Origin of the sequence: Motilibacter deserti (assembly GCF_011250635.1) — a bacterium.
GTDB classification, from domain to species: domain Bacteria; phylum Actinomycetota; class Actinomycetes; order Motilibacterales; family Motilibacteraceae; genus Motilibacter_A; species Motilibacter_A deserti.
In genome coordinates this window covers 1-2,735 of record NZ_JAANNP010000182.1, presented here as the reverse complement: position 1 = coordinate 2,735, position 2,735 = coordinate 1, and the positions used below count along the sequence as shown (strand labels likewise).

The 2,735-nt window shown below is 75.0% G+C and carries 3 protein-coding genes; all 3 read right to left on the bottom strand.

Annotated elements, in window-relative coordinates:
- A partial coding sequence (locus tag G9H71_RS22075; RefSeq protein ID WP_166284913.1) for a response regulator occupies positions 1-426 on the bottom strand: 426 nt, incomplete at its 3' end.
- A complete protein-coding gene (locus G9H71_RS22070; RefSeq protein WP_231135301.1) occupies positions 419-1,666 on the bottom strand; it encodes an ATP-binding protein in 1,248 nt (415 codons plus the stop codon). The genes G9H71_RS22075 and G9H71_RS22070, both read right to left, overlap by 8 nt.
- Positions 1,575-2,666, bottom strand: coding sequence for a DUF5324 family protein (locus G9H71_RS24235; protein WP_331273193.1), 1,092 nt, complete (start codon positions 2,664-2,666; stop codon positions 1,575-1,577). Before G9H71_RS24235 ends, G9H71_RS22070 begins: the two co-directional genes overlap by 92 nt.
- Positions 2,667-2,735 lie beyond the last annotated feature (69 nt).

Genomic DNA, 2,735 nt, shown 5'->3' with positions numbered 1-2,735 from the left:
GCGCGCGACGTCGGTGAAGAAGTCGTCGATGTGCCGGACGACGTCGCTGAAGTCCTCGAAGCTCATGGGCTTGGTGACGTAGGCGTTGGCGTGCAACGAGTAGGACCGCACGACGTCGTCCTCCGCCCCGGAGGTCGTCAGCACGACCACGGGGATCATGCGCAGCTGCTCGTCCGCCTTGACCTCGGCCAGCACCTCGCGGCCGTCCTTGCGCGGCATGTTCAGGTCGAGCAGGACGAGGTCGGGGGTCGGGGCGTCGGCGTAGTCGCCCTCCTTGCGGAGGAAGGCCATCGCCTCGACGCCGTCGCCGACGACGTGGACAGTGCTGCGGGTGCGCCCGGTCTCCAACGCCTCTTGCGTCATGAGCACGTCGCCCGGGTCGTCCTCCACGAGCAGGACGTGGACTTCCTGAGTTGAGCTAGTCACGACGAGGAGCCTGCCCGCTGCCCGGCCCGGGGACACCCGACGTACGCGGCGCGGGGGTGAGCGGCGGCGACGGCCGCCCGTCGCGCAGCTGGCGCACGATCTCGCCGAGGTACCAGTGGCGCAGCTCGGCGTGGCTGGACAGCCCCGCGCCCACCAGCAGCTCGCCGGAGCGGCTGAGCTCGTCGGCCTCGTCGAGCGCCTGACGGTAGGTCTCCGCGACCTCGCGCGAGCCGCGGTCGACCAGGAGGCGCAGCGTCGTCGTCCGCTCCCCGCGGGCGGAGGCCTGCAGCGCCTGGGTGCGCATCTGCACCCGCGTCCGCTCGAAGCCCGCCACCGCCGCGTCGAGCCGGCGGGCCAGCCGCACCTGCTCCGGCGACGGCTGCTGACCGGTGACCGGCTGGTCGGCGTGCGAGGAGTCGCTCAGCAGGACCAGCCGGAGGTCGCGGATCAGGTCCTCGACCCGCATCTTGGCCGCGAGCAGGTCCTCGACCGGCACGTCGGGCAGGACGACGGTCATCTCCTCGTGCTCGTCCTGCGCCGGCGTCGCGGCGAGCTCGTCGAGGTCCAGCCACATCGCCAGCATCGGCGCCGGGGCCTCGGGGACGGGCTGGTCGGGGTCGACCTCGAACCACACGGTCTTGCCGCGCCCGGGCGCCAGGTCCGGCTCGACGCCCCACTGCGCCGTGACCGCGTCGACGAGGACGAGCCCTCGACCCGACATGGCCGTCGCGCCGAGCGCGGCGGGCACCGGCAGGCTGGCCGACTCGTCGTGGACGGACACCCGGGCGCCGGGGGGCATCACCTCGACGCGGACCGTCACCGGGGTGCGCGCGTGGATCACCGCGTTCGCCACCAGCTCGGACACGGCGAGCTGGGCGTCCGCGACCGTGCTCTCGAGCCCGGCGGCGCGCAGCTGCTCCGCCACGTGGCGACGGGCGGAGCCTACGGCGGAAGCGTCCGGGGCGAGCCGGAGCACACCCGGGTCCGTCGTACGACTCACGCTTGCCACTCTCTCATTGCGGTTCGGAACGGGATGCACCCGGACGGGGTCGGGCGCGCGACGCGGGACCGGGCCGGCGCCGGCCGGGAGCGTCGACGCCGTCGACGCTCCCGCCGGAAGGGCCGCGGTCCCGCGCCCTGGGCTGGCCTCAGCGCTCGCCCGTCGGCTTCTCCGTCCCAGTGCCGAACGCGCTCGGGTCCGTGCCGAGCGGCGGCTCGCTCTCGACCGGAGACGCGACATCGGCCTCGCGGTCGGCCTCGCTGCCGACGACCGGCGTCACGGGGTCGGCCGCGCTGTCCGCGCTCGAGGTCGCACCCGACGCCGGGAACGCCGCCGGCGCGCCGAAGGCCGGCTCACCCGCCGTCTCGCTGTCGCCCAGCGTCGCGGAGCCTGTTGTGCCGGGGGTGGCCTCCGGGGCCGTCGCAACCGTGCCGAGCGGGCGCGACAGGTCGTTCGCGGCCGTGTCGGCGAGCGCCTCGTCCGGGCCCGAGCCCGCCTGGTCGCGGGCAGGGGTGGATGCGGGGGTGGATGCTGCCCCGGACGTCGCCGAGCTGCTCGCGGCGGGGGCGCTCGGGGGGACGTACGCGGACGAGGACGTGGTCGGGACGCTCCACGGGTCCTCGGCCTTGCGCTTGCGCCAGAAGGCGTAGCCCGCGCCGACCGCCAGCAGGGTGAGCAGCGTGAACCGGCGGAAGCGGCGCCCGCGCTTCGGCGCCGCGGCCGGGACGACCGCCTCGCCCTTGAGCGCGGCGATCGCTGCCGTGCCCCGCGTGACGGCCTCCTCGCGCACCGGCTCGGCCGCGGCGGCCGCGGTCGCCAGCGCGGCGAGCACCTTGGGCGCCACGTCCTCGCGGGCCTTCTCGGCGAGGTTGTGGGCGCTCTCCTGCATGGCGGGCAGCACGCTCTCGCGGGCGGTCACCACGACGGACTCCTTGGCCGCCACGAGCTGCGGCTTCGCCGTCTCGACGACGGTCTGGGTGCGCTCCTTCGCCGCGTCGACCAGCGGCGCGGCCTTGACCTTGGCGACCTCGACGTAGGGCGTGGCCTTGACCTTCGCCACCTCGACGTAGGGCGTCGTGCGCTCGCGGGCCGCGCTGTAGGCCTCGGCCGCCTGGTGCAGGGCGACGCCGGCTCCCTGCATCGCCGCGCCGCGCGCCTGCAGAGCACTGCCCTTGACGGTGAGCGCGGTCGCGGCGGCCCGGGTCGGCTCAGCTGGCTTTTTCTTGAACGGGCGCTTCACGCGTACCTCCGGCGGGCGACTCGACGACTTCGTTGTGATCACCCTTCCCCGGGTCCCCCGGGACATGCA